Here is a 19253-nt window from a genome sequence, read left to right as displayed (position 1 = left end):
CATTCCGGGCGCAGGGATGCGGCGCTCCGTGCCGCAGGCGGTGGCCGTGGCACTGCCCCAGGGCCTCAGCGGCACTGGCGGGGCCTGATACTCCCAGGAGCGCCAAGCAGGCGGGCATAGGCGCCGCGCTGGATGCCGTAGCACGCGCAGGCGATGCTTTCGAGGCCGGGCCGGTCGGTCACCGTGATCCTGCCCTTCTCGTAGCGGATGAAGCCCGCCTTCTGGAACTGCCCCGCGGCAACGGTGATCCCGGCGCGACGGACGCCGAGCATCATGGACAGTATCTCGTGGGTCATCGGCAGCACATCGCCCTCGACCCGGTCATGCGCCATCAGCAGCCAGCGGGCGAGGCGCTCATCGGTGTGGTGGCGGCCGTTGCAGGCCGCCATCCGCGCAACCTGCTCATGATGGACGAGGGCGTAGCGCAGAAGAAGCGTGCGCAGGGCCGGATCGGCCTCGAGCGCCGCGCGGAATGCATCCGCGCCCATGCTCAGCGCCAGGCCGGGGCACTGGACCATCGCCTCGAGGTCGCTGTGGCTGTCCCCGAGCAGCACGGGAAGCCCGACCAGGCCTTCCAGCCCCACCAGCCCCACTTCGGCCGCCTCGCCATCCTCCATGTGGGCCACCATGGACACGTAGCCGCTCTCCGGAAAACAGACGGAGGTGATGGGGACATTCGGCTCGTGCAGGCTGGCCCGGAGGCTCAGCTCCACCGGACGAAGCTCTGGCCAGAGGCGGGAAAGACTGTCGGGTGGAAGGGCCGCGAGCAGCCTGTTGCGCGGATTGGGCGCGGACGGATCGGGAGGGAGCAAAGCAGGTTCTTGCCAGGAGTATCGGCGGGAGTCTGGAACTCTTTCGGCTACCCGCACCCGAAGGCGTCACCGGGCATTCCCAGCCTACGGCCCGGGCTTTTCCCTGTCGATGCGAAAGCGTACAGCTTGGGCGAAACGATCCCGCCGCTCCGCAAGACTGCGGCCTGTCAGAAGACTGCGGCCTGCCAGAAGGCTGAGGGTTGTCAGAAGGCTGAGGGTTGTCAGAAGGCTGTGGGGCCCGGCCTGGCGGCGCCGAAGAGTTCCAGCCCCACCGGGATGCCTGTGGGTGGCTCGCCATCCATCATCGCCCGCACCATCTCGATGGTGCGGAGCACCGTCCCGGTCTCGTAGGGCTTGCCGATGGCGCCGAGGGCGATGTCCTTCGCCCGCCGGGCCTCGAGGATCTGGCCGCTGACGAAAACCGACAGGATGCCCCACCGCTTGCGGAGGATGCAGGCCAGTTCCACCCCGCTGCTGCCATCCCGCAGATTGATGTCGAGCAGCGCCAGATCGGGCCGCGCCCCCTCGCACAGCGCCAGGGCCTCGGCCAGCGTCGCGGCCGGGCCCATCACCTCGTGGTCCGCGGTCTCCAGGGCTTCGCCGAGCACCATGGCGATCAGCACCTCGTCCTCGACCAGTAGAATTCGCATTGGCCAGACTTTCCTTCGCCCTGCTCGGTCGGTGTGAGGTACCTGGCGTCAATGCATGGTGAACACCCTCGTTGTACGCTATCGTACATTTCTGCCATCAAGAGATCATGAAGGCCGCCGGGCCGGGCGCCAGCCGCGAGGCGGCGCGCCTCCATCCGCCTTTCCGCACGGGCGACGATCCGCATCAGGACGGTGGCGGGAGGCCGCTCAGTGGCGGTAGAGGGCGTTGCCTGTGCAGAACAGGCGGTCATAGGCGCGGCGGGTCACGCCGTAGCACTCGCAGGCGGCGCTCTCGAGGCCCGGCCGGTCCAGGACCGTGATGCGGCCACGCTCGTAGCGGATGAACTGCGCCCGCTGGAGCGCGCCGGCCGCCACGGTCACGCCGGCGCGCCGCACGCCCAGCATCATCGCCAGGAATTCGTGCGTGATGGGGAACTCATCCCCCTCGCTCCGGTCATGCGCCATCAGCAGCCAGCGCGCCAGGCGCTGATCGGTGTGGTGCCGCCCGTTGCAGGCCCCGGTCCGCGTCACCTGGCCGAGGAAGGCCAGGACGAAGCGGAGCAGCAGGCGCCGGAGGGCGGGGTCCTCCTCCATCGCCTGGCGCAGATCCTCCGCGTTCAGGCTGAAGGCCGTGCCGGGCCCCTGGATGAGGGCCTCCAGGTCATCGGTCTCCCCGCCGAGGAGAACCGACAGGCCGATCACGCCCTCGAAGCCGATGAGGCCGACCTCGGCTCCGTCGCCATTCTCCAGGATCGCCAGCATGGAGGACCATCCCGTCTCGTGGAAATAGACGGTTTTGATGGGGGCTTCCGGCTCATGCAGGGTGCGGCGGAGCGGCATCTCCACCAGGGTCAGCCTTGGCCGCAGGCGGGCGAGGCTTTCCGGCGGCAGGGCGGCGAGCAGGCGGTTTCGGGGAGAGAACGAAACTGGACGGTCGGTTGCCACGATAACTCCTGCCGCGGTGGTGTCGGCGGGAGCACATGCCACTCTCAGCCACCCGCGCCAGAAAGCCTCAGCGGGTGATGAGAGGCATATAGGGCCGGCTCACCGGCATTCTGAGTACGGAACCGTACAAACGGCCAGAAATCGCCTGCGTCCTGAAAGCTTCTCACCCCGGGCCGGCAAGGCCAGCGAGGGCGGCCGGTGCCCTGGCATGGCACAGCTCCCCGATCATCCTGACCAGATCCTCGGGGTTGTAGGGCTTGCACAGCACCGGAACGCCCCTGTGGCTGTCCAGGACCGGGTGGCCGTCATATCCGGTGGCGAAGAGAAAGGGCACGCCCCGCTCGCGCAGCACATCGGCGACCCCGATCGCCTTTGCATCGCCGAGCTGGATATCCAGCACGGCGGCGGTGATGCCGCCATCCGCCATCGCGACCTTCACCATCTGGAGGGCGTCCTGGACCGAAATGACAGGCCCCAGCACCAGCGCACCGGCGCCGATGAGGGAGTCCTCCACCATCATGGCGATCACCGCCTCATCCTCGGCCACCAGGATGCGCGTGCCGTCCAGGTCAGGTTTGCAACCGCTGTTTGGCGTCTGTGTCATGGACATGCTTGTGGATTGTTTCGAACGTGCATGGCTGTCCGGTAGCGTACAACCCAAGGACGTTCCGACGGGAGGCGGGCACACCGGCGCTTCCGGCGCATGGCCAGGCCCGAGGCTTGCCCGGCAACCGCCCGCGTGTTCCCCTGGGCCCGCCATGCAAGTGGCGCCTCTGCCGTGCAGCCCGGAGTGGTGATGTCTGGTCCCGACCAACCTTCTCTGGAGAAGCCCTCTCCAGCCGATATCGGCGTCGTCCGCCCCGAATGGGTGGACCATTACGGCCACATGAACCTGGCCTACTACGTGGTCGCCTTCGACCTCGCGACGGATGCGCTGTGGCCGGGACTCGGGCTGGGGCCAGCCTTCCGCGCCCAGGGCCTCGGCACCTTCGCGGCGGAGAACTGGGTGGCCTACAAGCGCGAGGTGACGGAGGGGATGCCGCTCGCCGCCCGCTCCGAGGTGCTGGCGCATGATGCCAAGCGGCTGCTGCTGCGCCACCGCCTGTTCCATGCGGCCGAGGGGTGGGAGAGCGCGGAATGCGAGCTGCTCTTCCTCTGCGTCGACCTCGAGCGCCGCAAGGTGGCGGAATGGCCGGCGGCGGTGCGCGCCGCCTTCGCCGCGGCGCCGGCCGGGCCGCCGCCCCAGCGCCTCGCACTGAGGCGCTGAGGCGCAGCCGCTACTTCTTCTCGATGTTCCAGAACACCATCACCGGCGCCTCCAGCACGCCGGAGATGTTGACGCGGCGGGCATAGGGCTGGTCGTACTGGCCGAGCACCCGGTAGGGCTGCACCTCGGCCAGGCGGCGGTGCAGCGCCTCGGTCGCCGCCTTCCGCGCCGGCTCGCCCACCGCCTCCACCACGGCGTTGCGCAGGCGCTCCGCCTCCGCGTCGCAGGGCCAGCCGGCCCAGGCGCGCTCGCAGGCCATGTTGGTGCCGATATTGGTGATGGGCGACTGCATGGTGGCGCCCGAGGCGGTGGTGACAAAGAGGTTCCAGCCGCCCTGGTCCACCGGGTTGCGGTTCTGCTGGCGGGTCGTCACCGTGCCCCAGTCGGCGAACTGCACCTCGACATTCATGCCGATCTTCTTCAGCGACTCGGCCGCCACCTCGGCCATGCGGCCGATCGGCGCGATGTCGTAGGAGGAGTTCAGCACCAGCTTCTCGCCCTTGTAGCCGCTCTCGGCCAGCAGGCGGCGGGCGGTCTCCAGGTCGGGCTTGGCGTAGGGCGCGGCGCCGGCCTCGGTGCCGTTCGGGCTGCCGCAGACGAAGTAGGAGCCGCAGCGCTTCCACCACTGCTCGTCGCCGAAGCCGGCGGCGAGGAAATCCGCCTGGTCGGTGGCATAGGCGAGCGCCAGCCGCGCGCGCGGATCGTTGAAGGGCGGGTAGAGGTGGTTGGGCCGCAGCATGCCCTGGTTGGGCAGGCTGGAATAGCGCTCCACCCGCACGTCGCGGCTGCGGCTGAGGACCGGGATCAGGTCCTGCCCCGGCTGCTCCCAGATGTCGATCTCGCCCGTCTGCAACGCCGCGGCGGCGGTGGCGGGGTCGGGCATGATGGTCCACTCGACGCGGTCGAGCTTCACCACGCGGCCGCCGGCGAGGCCGTCGGCCGGCTCGGCGCGCGGCACGTAGTCGGCGTTGCGGTCGTAGACGACGCGGGCGCCGCTGCGCCACTCGGCGCGGTTGAAGCGGAACGGGCCGCTGCCGATGGTCTCCGTCACCGGCTTCATCGGGTCGGTCGCCGCGTCGCTCTCGCGCATGATGACGGGGATCTGGCCGACCGCCGAGCCGAGCGCGAAAGGCACCATGCCGGTGGGCTTCCTCAGCCGCAGCGTGAAGCTGCGCTCATCCTCGGCCTCCAGCCCCGCGGTGTATTCGGCGAGCTTCAGCCCCACCGTGTCCCGCGCCATCCAGCGCTTCAGCGAGGCGATGACGTCGCGCGTCGTCACCTTTTGGCCGTCATGGAAGCGCAGGCCGTCGCGCAGGCGGAAGCGCCAGGCGAGGCCGTCCTCCGAGGTGGAGACGCTCTCCACCATCTGCGGGTGCGGCTGCAGCTTCGAATCCCAGGCGAACAGCGTCTCGTAGATCATCAGCCCGTGCATCCGGGTGATGACGATGGAGCCGAAGACCGGGTCCAGCGTGCGCAGATCGGCATGCGGCGCCACCCGCAGCGTGCGGTTCGGCGCCGGCTGGGCCTGGCCCGCGGCGGGCAAAGCGAGGGCCAGAGGCGCGGCGGTAAGCAGCAGGCCGGCGAGGTGGAGGCGGGTCATGCGGCGGTCCCGGAATTGTTGCAGGGATGGAAATGCAACACCCGTGCGCGGTGGCTGGCAACCCGCAGCGACCCGTCCGGCTGCAGCCAGAGGCAGGGGCGGTGGGTCCAGGGGCCATGGCTGAGGCTGGCCAGCGCCCGGCCGCCGGGCAGTGGCGTCAGCGCCGTCTCGCGCCCGAGATCGCCCGCCCAGGGGAAGCGCGCCGTGCCGTCGGCGTGGATCGAGAGGCGGGCGCCGAAGCTGGCCTCGCGCCACTCGCCCACCAGCGCCGGGTCCAGCGGCAGGCCGGGCGGCACGCGGTGCAGCCGCCGCGCCACGCCGCCGATGCGCCCGGCCAGCACGTCCCCGCCCTCCGCGCGCAGGCGGATGTCGAGATAGGCGGGCAGGCTGCGCGCCTCGCCGGGCGTGCCGGTCTCCACCAGCGCCTCGTGCCCGCCCATGACGCTGAGGGCACCGGCGGTGAGCTCGGCCCAGAACGGCCCCTCCGCCGCCGCGAACAGGCCCGGCGCGGCGAGGGTGGCAGGCGGTGGCACCGCTTCCCCCACCAGCGCGGCCAGGATGCGCAGCGCCGGCTGCAGCGCGTCCTCCTCCCGGTTGGTCAGCAGCACCACGCCGCAGCCGAGGCCGGGCGCCATCAGCAGGTGGTTGCGGTAGCCGGGCAGGGAGCCGCCATGCGCCACCACCTCCACCGTGCCGAGCCGGGTGCAGACCAGGCCAAGGCGATAGACGCTCGGCGTGCCGTCGGCGAAGGCGCGGGGCGCGGTGAGGCGCTCCAGCATGCCCGCCAGCGGGCCGCGCCCGGCCAGCAGCGCCGCGCCCCAGCCCGCCAGCGCCGCGGCGCTGCCCGCCATGCCGCCCGAGGCGGAGAAGTGCATGCCGTAGCGCCCGCGCCGCCATGCGGTGCCGTCGCGCCAGTAGCCGGTGGCGAGGCCGGGCACCGGCTCCTGCTCGTCCTCCGGGAAATGCAGCGGCAGGCCGAGCGGCCCCAGCAGGCGGCGGCGCAGCGCCTCGGCGTAGGAGACGCCGCGCTGCGCCGGCAGCACCGACTGGCCGAGCCGCCAGCCGGTGTTGGAATAGGCCATTTCCTCGCCGGGCGGCGCGTTCACCCCCGGCAGGCGGTGGGCGACGGCCATCACCTCGGCGGCGGTGAGGCTGGCGGTGTAGGGCACGCCCTGCTGCCAGAGCACCTCCATCATGTCCGGCAGGCCGCCGGTCATGTCCAGCGCCCGCGCCAGCGGCACGGCGCCGATGGCGGGGGGCAGCCCCTCCAGCAGCGTGCCGAGCGGCGCCTCCAGCGGGATTTCCTCCAGCAGCAGCGTGGCGGCCAGGAAGTGCTTGCTGATGGAGGCGAGGCGGTTGGTGGTGTCCGGCGTGAAGGGCAGGGCGTGCTCGAGGCTGGCGAAGCCGCCCGCCGCGGCGTGGCGGATGCCACCGGTATCGAACAGCACCACCGCGCCCCCCGGCCCCTGTGCCTCGGACCAGGCCCCGGCGAGGGCGGCGGCTTCGGCGGTGGCGCGGTTCCAGTCGGGCATGGCGGGGCTCCTCCGAGGATTCGCCGGAAAGCTTAATCGTCTTCGGCGAAACGTCATCGCCGCCGCGCCAGGCCCATGTTAACGGTTGCGCAACATCCGCAACAATGCACGCGGCCGGTTCGCGCCGTCCGCCCGGAAGATGCCATGTCCCGAAAGCGCCTGACCGCCCTGGCCCTGGCCGATGCCCTTCAGGGCACGGAGGGGGATGACCTGCTGACCGGCACCGCCGGGGAGGACACGCTGTTCGGCGGCCTTGGCCACGATACGCTGCTCGGCCGCGCCGGGATGGACTGGCTGGAGGGCGGCGCCGGCAACGACACGCTGGACGGCAATTCCGGCGCCGATCGCATGATCGGCGGCGCGGGCGATGACCTCTACGTCGTCGACGACGCCGCCGATGTGGTGGTGGAGGCGAGCGGCGAGGGTACCGACACGGTGCGCAGCAGCCTCTCCTTCTCGCTGTCCAGGCAATACATCGAGAACCTGACGCTGACCGGAATCGACGCCATCAGCGGCACGGGCAACGCTCTTGCCAACACGATCATCGGCAACATCGCCGCCAACCGGCTGGTGGGCGGCGGCGGCAACGACGTGCTCGACGGCCGCGGCGGCGCCGACATCATGGAAGGCGGCACCGGCAACGACACCTATCACGTGGATACGCCCGAGGATCGCGTGATCGAGGTGGCCGGCGAGGGCACCGATACCATCGTCACCGGGCTGCAGCGCTACTCCCTGGAGGGGCTGGAGACCGTGGAAAGGCTGAAGGGCACGGGCACGGAAAATGGAACTTTCGTGGGCACCGGCAACGCGCTGGACAATGTGCTGGAGAGCAGCGCCTCCTATAGCCGCCTCTATGGCGGCGCGGGCAACGACACGCTGACCGGCGCCACGGGCAATGATGAGCTCTCTGGAGACGAGGGTGACGACACGCTGGAAGGCGCCGCGGGCTATGATCGCCTCTATGGCGGCGAGGGCATTGATACGCTGCACGGCGCCGCGGGCGATGATTACCTCGATGGTGGTGCCGGCGCGGACAGGATGAAGGGCGGCGACGGCAACGACATCTATGTCATCGACCATTCCGGCGATGTCATCGTCGAGACGCGCGGCGCCGGCACTGACCGTGTGATCGTCTCGATCGATTTCAGCATGAGCGGCCGCTACGTCGAAGCCCTGGAGATGAGCGGCAACGCCGACCTGACCGCCACCGGCAACGCGCTGGAAAACGAGATGCGGGGGAATGCGGGCCACAACACCCTGCTCGGCATGGGGCGGAACGACAGCCTGTACGGGGGCGAGGGGAACGACCGGCTGGATGGGGGCGAGGGCAATGACTGGCTGTATGGCGAGAATGGCAATGACGTGCTGTATGGCGGCGCCGGCAAGGACAAACTATCCGGCGGCTCCGGCATGGACCTCTTCCACCTCGACGGCGAGGGCGACAGCATCGAGGATTTCCGGCACGGGGTTGACCTGATCGTAATCTCCGCCGCCTGGCTCGGCGGCGGGCTGGAAGCCGGGCTGGAGGTGAGCCTCAACGGCTTTTTTGCCAGCGGCACGGCGGCCGGCGGCACGGAGCATGGGCAATTCGTCTTCCTGCCGGGGACCAGCTGGACCCACAACCCTCATTTGTATAACAGCCCGGCACAGCTGATCTATGACGCCAACGGTGCCGAGGCGGGCGGCGAGACCCTGGTGGCCACGCTGAACTACAATGCCGCCGTCACGGCATCGGACCTCGTCATCGTCGCCTGAGGCGGAGTGCCCTCCCCGGGGGCATGCCCCCGGGAATTGCCCCGCTTCCCTCAGGCGGGCACCGTCTCCCTGAGCAGCCCCGCTACCAGCGGCATGCCGATACTCCCCGGATCGGTCATCAGCGATTCCGGATGGAACTGCACCGCCGAGAGCGGCAGCCTGCGGTGCTCGATGCCCATGACCACGCCGTCCTCAGCCTCCGCCGTGGCGAGCAGCGCGGCCGGCAGCGCGACGCGCCGCGCGTGCAGCGAGTGGTAGCGCCCGACGGTGAAGCGCTCCGGCAGCCCGGCGAGCAGCCGCCCGCCGAGGTTGCGCACGATGGAGGACTTGCCGTGCATCGGCCGCGCCAGCGTGTCCAGCGTGCCGCCGAAATGCTCGACCATGCCCTGCAGCCCGAGGCAGACCCCGAAGCCCGGCAGCCCGCGCCGGAGGATGAGGTCCAGCGTCTCGGACATGGCGAAGTCGGCGGGGCGGCCGGGGCCGGGGGAGAGCACCACGAGGTCGGCGCCGCTGCCCTCGCGCAGCGCGGCGCGGGCCAGGTCCGGCCGCAGGGTGCGCAGCTCCGCCCCCGCCGCGCGGAAATAGCCGCCAAGGGTGTGCACGAAGCTGTCCTCGTGATCGACCAGCAGCACGCGCGGCGCCGGCCCCGCCGGGCGCGGCACGGCGGGCAGCGTGGCGGCGGCGGCGGGCGCCTCGCCACGGAGGGCGGCGAACATGGCGCTGGCCTTCAGGCGGCACTCCGCCTCCTCGGCGGCCGGGTCGCTGTCGTGCAGCAGGGTGGCGCCGGCGCGCACCTCGGCCACGCCATCCTTCAGCCGGATGGTGCGCAGCGTCAGGCCGGTGTTCATGTTGCCGTCGAAGGTCATGCGGCCGATGGCGCCGCCATACCAGCGGCGGGCGGAGCGCTCCTCGGCCTCCACATGGCGGATGGCCCAGCTTTTCGGCGCCCCCGTCACCGTCACCGCCCAGGCATGGGAGAGGAAGCCGTCCAGCGCGTCGCGCTCCGGCAGCAGGGTGCCCTCCACATGGTCCACCGTGTGGATCAGGCGGGAATACATCTCGATCTGCCGCCGGCCGATGACGCGCACCGTGCCAGGGACGCAGACGCGCGACTTGTCGTTGCGGTCCACGTCGGTGCACATGGTCAGCTCGCTCTCCTCCTTCTCGGAGTTGAGGAGCGCGCGGATGTTGGCCGCGTCCTCCAGCGCGTCCCGCCCGCGGCGGATGGTGCCGCTGATCGGGCAGGTCTCGATCCGCCGGCCCTCGACGCGGACGAACATCTCCGGGCTGGCGGCGACGAGGAACTCGCCTTCGCCCAGATTCATCAGCGCGCCATAGGGGGCGGGGTTCACGCGCCGCAGCCGGTCGAACAGCACGCTCGGCGCCTCGGCGCAGGTGCCGGCGAAGGTCTGGCCGAGCACCACCTCGAACAGGTCGCCGCGCGCGAAGGCCTGCTTCGCCCGCTCCACCATGGCGGCGTATTCGCCGGGGGCGTGGTCGCTCTCGGGCGGGGCGGCGCCCTGGCCGATATGGGTGGGGCTAATGCGGAAGGGGTCGGCGCGGGTGGCGCGGGGCTGGCCCTGCGTCGTGCGGCCGAGGGCGGTGAAGTCGTAGCGGTGCAGGGTGGCGGCGCCGCGCAGATGGTCCACCACCAGGATCTCGTCCGGCAGGTAGAGCACCAGGTCGCGCTGGTCCGGCGCGCGCGGCAGGCGGAGCGGCAGCGGCTCGAACTGGAACACCAGGTCGTAGCCGAAGGCGCCGTAGAGGCCGAGATGCGGGTCATCGGGGCTGGCGAAGAGGTCGCGCAGCGCCCGCAGCACCGAGAAGACAGAGGGCAGGCGGGAGCGTTCCTCCTCCGGCAGCGCCGCCTCCGGCGCACGGACGCAGAGGGCGATCTCGTCGGCGCTCTCGCTGAAGGAGGCGAGTTCCGGCATCGGCCGCAGCGCGGCGGCGATGGCCGGCAGCAGCACCCCGCCCCGCCCGTTCAGCGCCAGGATGCGCACGGAGCGGCCGCGCGCCGTGACCATCAGCGGCGGGTCGGCGAAGCCCAGGTCCCAGCGCGTGTAGCGGCCGGGAAACTCGAAGGAGGAGGAGAGCAGCACGCCGCGCTGCCGGTCCAGCCGGCGGGCCAGGGCCTCGCGGGCGCCCTCGGCCTCGGCTGCCTCGGTGTGGCGGTGGACGGTGATGCCGCCCCGGGTCTGGTAGGGGGTGTGGTCTGCGGTCTGCATGGTCGCCTTCGGGCTTTGGGGGCCACGGGCTTCCGGAGGCAGGGGGGGAGAGATCACGAAAAAGGCCGCCCGGAGATCCGTGGCGGCCGTGTGGAGAAGAATACGCGCGGGCCGCCTATTGCTGCGGCCACCACCAGGACTGGGCTGGAAAGCGCGTGATCATGGGGAAAGCCTAGCGCCGGGTCGGGCGGGGATGCAAGCGCTGTCCGGCAGGGAGGGGGAGGGGCGGAGAGGCGGCGCTTGATTCCCCTGGCCGGGGAGTCTAGAACCCCCCATCCGGCTCTGTCCGGATCCTTTTGGTCGGCGCCTCCCGGAGAGGCCCGGCTCCGTCGCTCCGCGAAGGCTCGCGCAGCGGCGCGTTTTGTTATGGGCGGGCGGTTGGCCCGCATGGAAGGAAGACGGCGGCCACGATGTTCGAGGCTTTGTCGGGCAAGCTGAACGGGGTTTTCGACCGGCTGCGCCGCCGTGGCGCGCTGTCGGAGGCGGACGTGTCGGAGGCGCTGCGCGAGGTGCGCATCGCCCTGCTCGAGGCCGACGTGGCGCTGCCGGTGGTCAAGGACCTGGTCAACAAGGTGCGCGAGCGCGCCGTGGGCCAGGAGGTGCTCCGCTCCGTCTCCCCCGCCCAGCAGGTCGTCAAGATCGTCAATGACTGCCTGGTGGAAGCGCTGGGCGGCGGCGAGGGCGTCGAACACGTCGCCGGGCTGGACCTGAACGCGGCGGCGCCGGTCGCCATCCTGATGGTGGGCCTCCAGGGCTCGGGCAAGACCACCACCTCCGGCAAGATCGCGCTGCGGCTGCGCACGCGCGACAAGAAGAAGGTGCTGCTGGCGAGCCTCGACGTGCACCGCCCCGCGGCGCAGCTCCAGCTCGAGACGCTGGCGCGGCAGGCGGGCGTCACCAGCCTGCCCATCGTCCAGGGCCAGGGGCCGCTCGAGATCGCGCGCCGCGCCCTGCAGGTGGCGCGCGGCGAGCTGTACGACGTGGTGATCCTCGACACCGCCGGCCGCCTCTCGATCGACGAGGCGCTGATGGCGGAGGTGGCCGAGGTCAAGGCCGCCACGAAGCCGCATGAGAGCCTGCTGGTCGTCGACGCCATGACCGGCCAGGACGCGGTGAACACCGCGCGCATCTTCAACGAGCGCGTGGGCCTCACCGGCATCGTCATGACACGGGTGGATGGCGATGCGCGCGGTGGCGCGGCGCTCTCCATGCGCGCCGTCACCGGCGCGCCGATCAAGCTGCTCGGCGCCGGCGAGAAGCTGGACGCGCTGGAGGATTTCCACCCCGACCGCATCGCCGGCCGCATCCTGGGCATGGGGGACATCGTCTCCCTCGTCGAGCGCGCGGCCGAGACGATCGACAAGGCCGAGGCGGAGAAGCTGGCGGCCAAGATGCAGAAGGGTCAGTTCGACCTGGAAGACTACGCATCGCAGCTCAAGCAGATCGGCAAGATGGGCTCGCTCTCGGGCATCCTGGGCATGCTGCCGGGCATCGGCAAGATGAAGGCCCAGCTCGAGAACGCCAATCTCGACAACAGCATCCTCAAGCGCCAGGCCGCCATCATCGGCAGCATGACGCCCAAGGAGCGCCGCAACCCCGAGATCCTGAAGGCGAGCCGCAAGAAGCGCATCGCCGCCGGCTCGGGCACCACGGTGCAGGAAGTCAACCGGCTGCTGAAGCAGTTCGACGACATGTCCGCGATGATGAAGCGGATGAGCAAGCTCGGCCAGAAGGGGCTGATGCGCGGCGGATTGGGCGCGCTTCTCCCCGGTGCCGGGGGCAAGCGCCCCTTCTGAGAACGAAGAACGGCCGAAACCCCTTCTGATCAACCGAACCACACTAAGGAAGCCATAGATGGGCCTGAAGATCCGCCTCGCGCGCGCCGGTGCCAAGAAGCGCCCCTACTACCACATCGTGGTGGCCGACAGCCGCTCCCCGCGCGACGGCCGCTTCATCGAGAAGGTCGGCAGCTACAACCCGATGCTGCCCTCCGACCATGCCGAGCGCGTCCGCCTGCAGGACGACCGCATCAAGCACTGGCTGAGCAACGGCGCCGTGGCGACCGACCGCGTGGCCAAGTTCCTCGGCCGCGCCGAGCTGGCGCCGATGCCGGTGTTCCGCGAGCAGCCGAAGCAGTCCGCGCCGAAGAAGAAGGCGCAGGAGCGCGCCGCGGCCGCCGCCGCCGCGGCCGGCTGAGCCAGCCTCCAGGCCTGAGCGTCGCACAGCCATGCCCGTGGAACGCATCCTGGTGGGGGAGATCGGCCGGCCGCACGGTGTCCGTGGGCTGGTCCGCATCCAGTCCTTCACCGCCGAGCCGGCGGATATCGCCGCCTATGGCCCGCTCTCGGATGAGGGCGGCGGGAAGCACTATGCGCTGCAATGGCTGGGCGGCGGGCTGGCCCGGATCGAGGGCGTCAACGACCGCGACGCCGCCGCGAAGCTGACCGGCACCCGCCTCTACGTGGCGCGCGACCGCCTGCCGCCGCCCGAGGAGGAGGAGTTCTACCTCGCCGACCTCATCGGCCTCGCCGCGCGCGATGCCGAGGGGCGGGAGATGGGGCGCGTCGCCGCCGTCGAGGATTTCGGCGCCGGCACCATCCTCACCCTGCGCGACGAGCAGGGGCGGGAGACGCTGCTGCCCTTCACCCGCGCCGTGGTGCCGGTGGTGGATGTCGCCGGCGGCTTCGTCACCGTGCAGCCGCCCGAGGCGGTGGTGGTTCCCCCCGGCGAAGGCGATGCCGAGCCGGAGGCCGCCCTGCCCGAGCCGGTCCGCCCGCTGCCGCGCCGGCAGGATGCGCCCCGGCGCACCGGCCCGCGCGGCGTGCGCGGAGGTGCCGCGTGACCTGGCGCGCCACCGCCCTGACGCTGTTCCCGGAGATGTTTCCGGGCACGCTCGGCCATTCCCTGGCCGGGCGCGCGCTGCGCGAGGGGCGGTGGAGCCTGGACACGCTGCAGATCCGCGACTTCGCGACGGACCGGCACCGCACGGTGGACGACACCCCCTGCGGGGGCGGCGCCGGGCTGGTGATGCGGCCGGATGTGGTGGACGCCGCCTGCGCCGCCGCCCTGGCCGAGGGGCCGGACCGGCCCCTGGTCTACCTCACCCCGCGCGGGCGCCTGATGGACCAGGCGCTGGCGCGGGAGCTGGCCTCCGGTCCGGGCGTCGTCCTGGTCTGCGGCCGCTACGAGGGGCTGGACCAGCGGGTGATCGAGGCGCGCGCCATGCGCGAGGTCTCGGTGGGCGACTTCGTGCTGTCGGGCGGGGAGCCGGCGGCGCTGCTGCTGCTCGATGCCTGCGTGCGTCTGCTGCCGGGGGTGATGGGCGGCGCCGACAGCGCGGCGGAGGAAAGCTTCTCCGACCCGCGCGGGGCGTTGCTGGAATACCCGCACTACACCCGGCCGGCGGTGTGGCAGGGGCGGGCGGTGCCCGATGTGCTGCTCTCCGGCCACCATGCGGCGGTGGGGCAATGGCGGCGGGACCAGGCCGAGGCCGCGACGCGCGAGCGCCGGCCGGATCTCTGGCGCCGGCTGCGTGAGACACAGGATTGAACGGGCGGCCCGCGCCGCCTAAACGGATTGTCGAGAGGACCTTTAACAATGAACCTGCTGCAGCAGTTCGACGCGGAGCAGCTCTCCCGTCTGGTCGAGGCCCGCGCCGTGCCGGCCTTCGCCGCCGGCGACACCGTGCGCGTGATGGTGAAGGTGGTCGAGGGCGAGCGCACCCGCACCCAGGCCTATGAGGGCGTGGTGATCGCGCGCTCCAACAAGGGCCTGCACAGCAACTTCACCGTGCGCAAGCTCTCCTACGGCGAGGGCGTGGAGCGCGTCTTCCCGCTCTACTCGCCGAACGTGGCCGAGATCGCCGTGCTGCGCCGGGGCAAGGTGCGCCGCGCCAAGCTGTATTACCTGCGCGGCCGCACCGGCAAGTCCGCCCGCATCGCCGAGAAGGCCGCGCCGCGCGCCGTCAAGGAGTGAGCGGCCGGCGGGGGTGAAGGCCCCCGCCGACGCGATCCCGGCGCCCTGCCGGGAGGAATTCGGCCAGGAGGGGTTTCCCCCGTCCTGGCCGCTTATAATATGTGAAGACCGGCGGTGGCCCGGCCGAGGATGACTCCCTCGCGCCCCACCGGAACCGGCGGGAGTTCCGGGGGATGCCTCCCCTCGTGACGCCAAGGCGCCCTCCGTGTGGCGCTGGGCCCCAAAGCCCCAGGCCATGCGGGTGTTCGTATCATCTGCCACGAGGACACCACCATGTCGGCCACGAAGCCGCGCACGCTCTACGACAAGATCTTCGACGCCCATCTGGTCGAGACGCTTCCGGACGGCACCGCGCTTCTCTACATCGACCGGCACCTCGTGCACGAAGTGACGAGCCCGCAGGCCTTCGAGGGGCTGCGCATGGCGCGCCGCCCGGTGCGCCGCCTGGACGGCACCATGGCGGTGGTGGACCACAACATCGCCACCGACGCCTCCCGCTACACCGGCATCGACGACCCCGAGAGCCGCGTGCAGGTCGAGACGCTGGAGCGCAACGTCGCCGAGTTCAACGTCCCCTACATCCCGCTGACCGATGCGCGCCAGGGCATCGTCCATGTCATCGGGCCGGAGCAGGGCCTCTCGCTGCCCGGCATGACCATCGTCTGCGGCGACAGCCACACCTCGACGCATGGCGCCCTCGGCGCGCTGGCCTTCGGCATCGGCACCTCCGAGGTGGAGCACGTGCTGGCCACCCAGACCCTGCTGCAGAAGCGCGCGAAGAACATGCGCGTCACGGTGGAGGGCGCGCTTCCCGCCGGCTGCACGGCGAAGGACATCGTGCTCACCGTCATCGGCAGGATCGGCACGGCGGGCGGCAATGGCCATGTCATCGAGTTCGCCGGCAGCACCATCCGCGCGCTCGACATGGCCGGGCGCTTCTCGATCTGCAACATGTCGATCGAGGCGGGCGCCCGCGCCGGCATGATCGCGCCGGACCAGACCACCTTCGACTACGTCAGGGGCCGCCCCTACGCGCCCCAGGGCGAGGCCTTCGACCGCGCCGTGGAATGGTGGAGCACGCTGCCGACCGACGAGGGCGCGGCGTTCGACAAGGAGGTGTTCCTCGACGCCGCCGAGATCGTGCCGATGGTCTCCTGGGGCACCAGCCCCGAGGACGTGCTGCCCATCACCGCCGCGGTGCCGGACCCCGAGGCGGCCTCGGACGAGGCACGCCGCGCCCAGCTCCGCCGCATGGTGGAATACATGGGCCTGACGCCGGGGCAGAAGCTGACCGACCTCAAGGTGGATGTCGTCTTCATCGGCTCCTGCACCAACAGCCGCATCGAGGACATGCGCGCCGCCGCCGCCATCGCCCGCGGCAAGCGCGTGGCCGAGGGCGTGCGCGCCATGGTGGTGCCCGGCTCCGGCCTGGTGAAGCAGCAGGCGGAGCAGGAAGGGCTGGACGCCGTGTTCAAGGAGGCCGGCTTCGAGTGGCGCGAGGCGGGCTGCTCCATGTGCCTCGGCATGAACCCGGACAAGCTGAAGCCCGGCCAGCGCTGCGCCTCCACCAGCAACCGCAACTTCGAGGGCCGGCAGGGGCCAGGCGGGCGGACGCATCTCTGCTCCCCCGCCATGGCCGCCGCCGCCGCCGTCACCGGCCGCCTCACCGACGTGCGCGAGATCGCCCAGGGGAAGCACTGAGCCATGGACGCCTTCACCAAGCTGACCGGCATCGCCGCCCCCCTGCCGATGGCGAATGTCGATACCGACAAGATCATCCCCGCGCGCTTCCTCAAGACCATCGCGCGCACCGGGCTCGGCAAGTCGCTCTTCGCCAACCTCCGCTACAACGAGGATGGCAGCGAGAACCCGGATTTCGTGCTGAACCAGGAGCCCTACCGCCGCGCGGAGGTGCTCATCGCGCACGAGAATTTCGGCTGCGGCTCGTCGCGCGAGCACGCGCCCTGGGCGCTGCTCGATTTCGGCATACGCTGCGTCATCGCGCCGGACTTCGCCGACATCTTCCACAACAACAGCTTCAAGAACGGCATCCTGCCCGTGCGCCTGCCGCGCGCGGTGTGCGACCAGCTGATGGAGGATGCGCGCATGGGCGAGAATGCGCGCATCACCATCGACCTGGAGCGCCAGGTTGTGGTGCGGCCGAATGGCGAGGAGATCCCCTTCGAGATCGACCCGCTGCGCCGGCACCTGCTGCTGAACGGCCTCGACGATATCGGCCAGACCATGCAGCGCGCCCCCGTCATCGACGGCTTCGAGGCGAAGCAGCGCGCGGCGCAGCCCTGGCTGTACCGCTGAACCAAACTCCACCGGGAAGGGATGAGACGAAGGACATGACGGCGAACAAGAGGCTGCTGGTTCTGCCCGGCGACGGCATCGGGCCAGAGGTGATGCGCGAAGTGCGCCGCGTCATCGACTGGATGGACCGCCGCCGCCATGTGAGCTTCGCGCTGGAGGAAGGGCTGGTCGGCGGCGCCGCGCTGGAGGCCCAGGGCTCGCCCTGCCCGGACGTGACGGTGGAGCGGGCGCTGGCGGCCGATGCCGTGCTGTTCGGCTCGGTCGGCGGCCCGAAGTGGGATTCGCTCCCCTTCGACAAGCGCCCCGAGCTCGGCATCCTGCGGCTGCGCAAGGAGCTGGGCCTGTTCGCCAACCTCCGCCCCGCCCTGGTGCTGGAGCCGCTGGTCGATGCCTCCAGCCTCAAGCCCGACGTGGTGCGCGGGCTCGACCTGATGATCGTCCGTGAGTCCACCGGCGGCATCTATTTCGGCGAGCCGCGCGGCGTGGAGACCATGCCGAACGGCAAGCGCCGCGGCGTCGACACCGAGGTCTACACCGAGGACGAGATCGCCCGCGTGGCGCGCGTGGCCTTCGAGCTGGCGCGCAAGCGCACCGGCAAGATGACCAGCGTCGAGAAGGCGAACGTCATGCAGTCCGGCCGCCTGTGGCGCGCCGTGGTCAGCGAGATCGGCGCCGCCGAGTTCCCGGATGTGCAGCTCTCGCACATGTACGCCGACAACTGCGCCATGCAGCTCTGCCTGCGGCCGAAGCAGTTCGACGTCATCCTGGCGAGCAACATCTTCGGCGACCTGCTCTCCGATCTCGCCGCGGCGGCCACCGGCTCGCTCGGCATGCTGCCCTCGGCCACGCTCGGCGCGCCGGATGCCTCCGGCCGCCGCCATGCGCTGTACGAGCCGATCCACGGCTCGGCGCCGGACATCGCCGGCAAGGGCATCGCCAATCCCTGCGCCCAGCTGCTCTCCTTCGCCATGCTGCTGCGCTGGTCCTTCGGCATGGAGGAGGATGCCGCCATGATCGAGGCGGCGGTGGAGAAGGTGCTGGCCGGCGGCCTGCGCACCGCCGACATCATGGGCCCCGGCACCGCCCGCGTCGGCACCAGCGTGATGGGCGACGCCATCCTGCGCGAGCTGGACAAGGTGGCGGCGTAACGACCACCGCGGATGCCTTGCCGGCGGGAAGGCCTCTGGCTAATTCCCGCCGGCTCGCTGGCTGGCGCCCGTAGCTCAACTGGACAGAGCACCAGACTACGGATCTGGGGGTTGGGAGTTCGAATCTTCCCGGGCGCGCCAGTTTCTCCAGAAACCGGCGGTTATCCGCCGTTTTCGTCCTCGGTTTGCAATTTCTCCTTAGGGGTTTGCAATTTGCTCCGAGTGATTCGGGCCATGGCGGCAGTGGCCAGACGGACCTGATCCGCCGCTTTCGTGTACCGCTCCACCTCCGAAAGAGACCTATGGCCGGTGATGGCGGCGATCTGATGCGCCGTGCAGCCTGCCTCTGCCAAGCGCCTCGCTGCCGCCTTTCGCAGGCCGTGGGGGCTCCTGCCTTGCGGGATGCCCGCCTTCTCACACCAGCCGATGAAGCGCATGTAGAAGCCGTTCGCCGTGAAGGCGGCGCCGTTCTGGCGCTGTAGGAAGGTGGGCTGATCCCGCGGCGTGAAGGTCAGTTCGGTGGCCAAGTCCGGGTGAATGGGAATGGCTAGAGCTGTCCCGGTCTTCACCTGTTTGAGGTCAATGGCTTCATTCCGGACCTGCGGCCATCCCATTCGCACAACGTCGCTCCGCCGCTGACCAGTGTAGAGCAGCAGAGCGAAGGCTAAGCGCTCGCGGCTGCCGCTCGGCCACCTGGCCTCATAGGCGGCGATCTCATCCTCGCTCCATGTGGCATACCCCACCGCCTTATGGCGCTGGCGCTTAACGCCATGCGTCGGATCGGTGTCTCGCCATCCCAGGTCGATGGCATGGGCCATCAAAATCCGCAGCATCCTAAGGCGGTGGTTCGCCGCGGTAGGGTGGTCGCTCTTTTCCTCCATCAGCCGCCGGATACCAGAGGGGTCCAAAAGCCGGATAGGCTTAGGCTGTTGATTGCCACTGAGACCTGACCCGGTTTGGGGTAAAGTTGCCACTGAGAGTTGACCCATGTTCGGACGCTAGCCTCGGCCTTTTGGGCGGGG

18 protein-coding genes and 1 tRNA gene are annotated in these 19253 nt (G+C 70.6%); 11 read left to right on the top strand and 8 right to left on the bottom strand.

Features of this window, described 5'->3' with window-relative positions; genetic code table 11:
* Positions 1-65: 65 nt before the first annotated feature.
* The 4 genes from ACFOY6_RS16320 to ACFOY6_RS16305 all read right to left on the bottom strand — a co-directional run bounded on the left by ACFOY6_RS16320 (position 66) and on the right by ACFOY6_RS16305 (position 3011).
* Positions 66-713: a Crp/Fnr family transcriptional regulator gene (locus ACFOY6_RS16320; RefSeq protein WP_379651679.1), complete on the bottom strand. Its 648-nt coding sequence runs from the start codon at positions 711-713 to the stop codon at positions 66-68.
* Between the two features lie 320 nt (positions 714-1033).
* Positions 1034-1462, bottom strand: coding sequence for a response regulator (locus tag ACFOY6_RS16315; RefSeq protein WP_109516916.1), 429 nt, complete (start codon positions 1460-1462; stop codon positions 1034-1036).
* A 207-nt stretch (positions 1463-1669) separates the two neighbouring features.
* Complete coding sequence (locus tag ACFOY6_RS16310) at positions 1670-2407, bottom strand: Crp/Fnr family transcriptional regulator (protein WP_379632883.1); 738 nt, start codon at positions 2405-2407, stop codon at positions 1670-1672.
* Between the two features lie 163 nt (positions 2408-2570).
* Positions 2571-3011 carry a response regulator gene (locus tag ACFOY6_RS16305; RefSeq protein ID WP_379651678.1) on the bottom strand — a complete coding sequence of 147 codons (441 nt, stop codon included), beginning with the start codon at positions 3009-3011 and terminating at the stop codon, positions 2571-2573.
* Between the two features lie 192 nt (positions 3012-3203).
* On the opposite strand from ACFOY6_RS16305, the gene ACFOY6_RS16300 reads away from it, so the two are divergent.
* Positions 3204-3674: a thioesterase family protein gene (locus tag ACFOY6_RS16300; RefSeq protein WP_379632889.1), complete on the top strand. Its 471-nt coding sequence runs from the start codon at positions 3204-3206 to the stop codon at positions 3672-3674.
* Positions 3675-3684: 10 nt separating this feature from the next.
* Here the strand turns inward: ACFOY6_RS16300 and ACFOY6_RS16295 are convergent, their stop codons facing one another.
* Together ACFOY6_RS16295 and ACFOY6_RS16290 are read right to left on the bottom strand one after the other, a co-directional pair.
* Entirely contained in the window at positions 3685-5274 is a 1590-nt protein-coding gene (locus ACFOY6_RS16295; RefSeq protein WP_379651677.1) for an ABC transporter substrate-binding protein, read from the bottom strand.
* Positions 5271-6806, bottom strand: a complete 1536-nt coding sequence (locus tag ACFOY6_RS16290; protein WP_379651676.1) for a serine hydrolase domain-containing protein — start codon at positions 6804-6806, stop codon at positions 5271-5273. Before ACFOY6_RS16290 ends, ACFOY6_RS16295 begins: the two co-directional genes overlap by 4 nt.
* 144 nt (positions 6807-6950) lie before the next feature.
* Between ACFOY6_RS16290 and ACFOY6_RS16285 the strand changes: the two genes are divergently transcribed.
* Complete coding sequence (locus ACFOY6_RS16285) at positions 6951-8564, top strand: calcium-binding protein (RefSeq protein WP_379651675.1); 1614 nt, start codon at positions 6951-6953, stop codon at positions 8562-8564.
* Between the two features lie 50 nt (positions 8565-8614).
* On the opposite strand, the gene ACFOY6_RS16280 is transcribed toward ACFOY6_RS16285, so the two are convergent.
* Positions 8615-10792: an anthranilate synthase component I gene (locus tag ACFOY6_RS16280; protein ID WP_379651674.1), complete on the bottom strand. Its 2178-nt coding sequence runs from the start codon at positions 10790-10792 to the stop codon at positions 8615-8617.
* Positions 10793-11202: 410 nt separating this feature from the next.
* Between ACFOY6_RS16280 and ffh the strand changes: the two genes are divergently transcribed.
* From ffh to ACFOY6_RS16235, 9 genes are all read left to right on the top strand, one after another.
* The gene (gene ffh / locus ACFOY6_RS16275) at positions 11203-12588 is read left to right on the top strand and encodes a signal recognition particle protein (RefSeq protein ID WP_379632899.1); all 1386 of its coding nucleotides are present in this window, start codon (positions 11203-11205) and stop codon (positions 12586-12588) included.
* 58 nt (positions 12589-12646) lie between these two features.
* Positions 12647-12988: a 30S ribosomal protein S16 gene (rpsP, locus tag ACFOY6_RS16270; protein ID WP_379632901.1), complete on the top strand. Its 342-nt coding sequence runs from the start codon at positions 12647-12649 to the stop codon at positions 12986-12988.
* A gap of 31 nt (positions 12989-13019) precedes the next feature.
* Positions 13020-13634, top strand: coding sequence for a ribosome maturation factor RimM (rimM, locus tag ACFOY6_RS16265; RefSeq protein WP_379651673.1), 615 nt, complete (start codon positions 13020-13022; stop codon positions 13632-13634).
* Positions 13631-14341 carry a tRNA (guanosine(37)-N1)-methyltransferase TrmD gene (trmD, locus tag ACFOY6_RS16260; protein ID WP_379651672.1) on the top strand — a complete coding sequence of 237 codons (711 nt, stop codon included), beginning with the start codon at positions 13631-13633 and terminating at the stop codon, positions 14339-14341. The genes rimM and trmD overlap by 4 nt, the downstream gene beginning before the upstream one ends.
* 48 nt (positions 14342-14389) lie before the next feature.
* Positions 14390-14767 carry a 50S ribosomal protein L19 gene (gene rplS, locus ACFOY6_RS16255; RefSeq protein WP_109516926.1) on the top strand — a complete coding sequence of 126 codons (378 nt, stop codon included), beginning with the start codon at positions 14390-14392 and terminating at the stop codon, positions 14765-14767.
* A 273-nt stretch (positions 14768-15040) separates the two neighbouring features.
* Positions 15041-16468 carry a 3-isopropylmalate dehydratase large subunit gene (gene leuC, locus ACFOY6_RS16250; protein WP_379632903.1) on the top strand — a complete coding sequence of 476 codons (1428 nt, stop codon included), beginning with the start codon at positions 15041-15043 and terminating at the stop codon, positions 16466-16468.
* Between the two features lie 3 nt (positions 16469-16471).
* The gene (gene leuD, locus ACFOY6_RS16245) at positions 16472-17083 is read left to right on the top strand and encodes a 3-isopropylmalate dehydratase small subunit (RefSeq protein ID WP_109516928.1); all 612 of its coding nucleotides are present in this window, start codon (positions 16472-16474) and stop codon (positions 17081-17083) included.
* 35 nt (positions 17084-17118) lie between these two features.
* Entirely contained in the window at positions 17119-18231 is a 1113-nt protein-coding gene (gene leuB, locus ACFOY6_RS16240; protein WP_109516929.1) for a 3-isopropylmalate dehydrogenase, read from the top strand.
* Between the two features lie 64 nt (positions 18232-18295).
* Positions 18296-18372 (top strand) — tRNA-Arg (locus ACFOY6_RS16235).
* A 20-nt stretch (positions 18373-18392) separates the two neighbouring features.
* Here the strand turns inward: ACFOY6_RS16235 and ACFOY6_RS16230 are convergent.
* Positions 18393-19049 carry a tyrosine-type recombinase/integrase gene (locus tag ACFOY6_RS16230; protein WP_379651671.1) on the bottom strand — a complete coding sequence of 219 codons (657 nt, stop codon included), beginning with the start codon at positions 19047-19049 and terminating at the stop codon, positions 18393-18395.
* Positions 19050-19253 lie beyond the last annotated feature (204 nt).

The organism is Teichococcus aestuarii (assembly GCF_042651065.1).
Lineage (GTDB): Bacteria > Pseudomonadota > Alphaproteobacteria > Acetobacterales > Acetobacteraceae > Pseudoroseomonas > Pseudoroseomonas aestuarii.
This window is presented reverse-complemented; position numbering and strand designations above follow the sequence as displayed.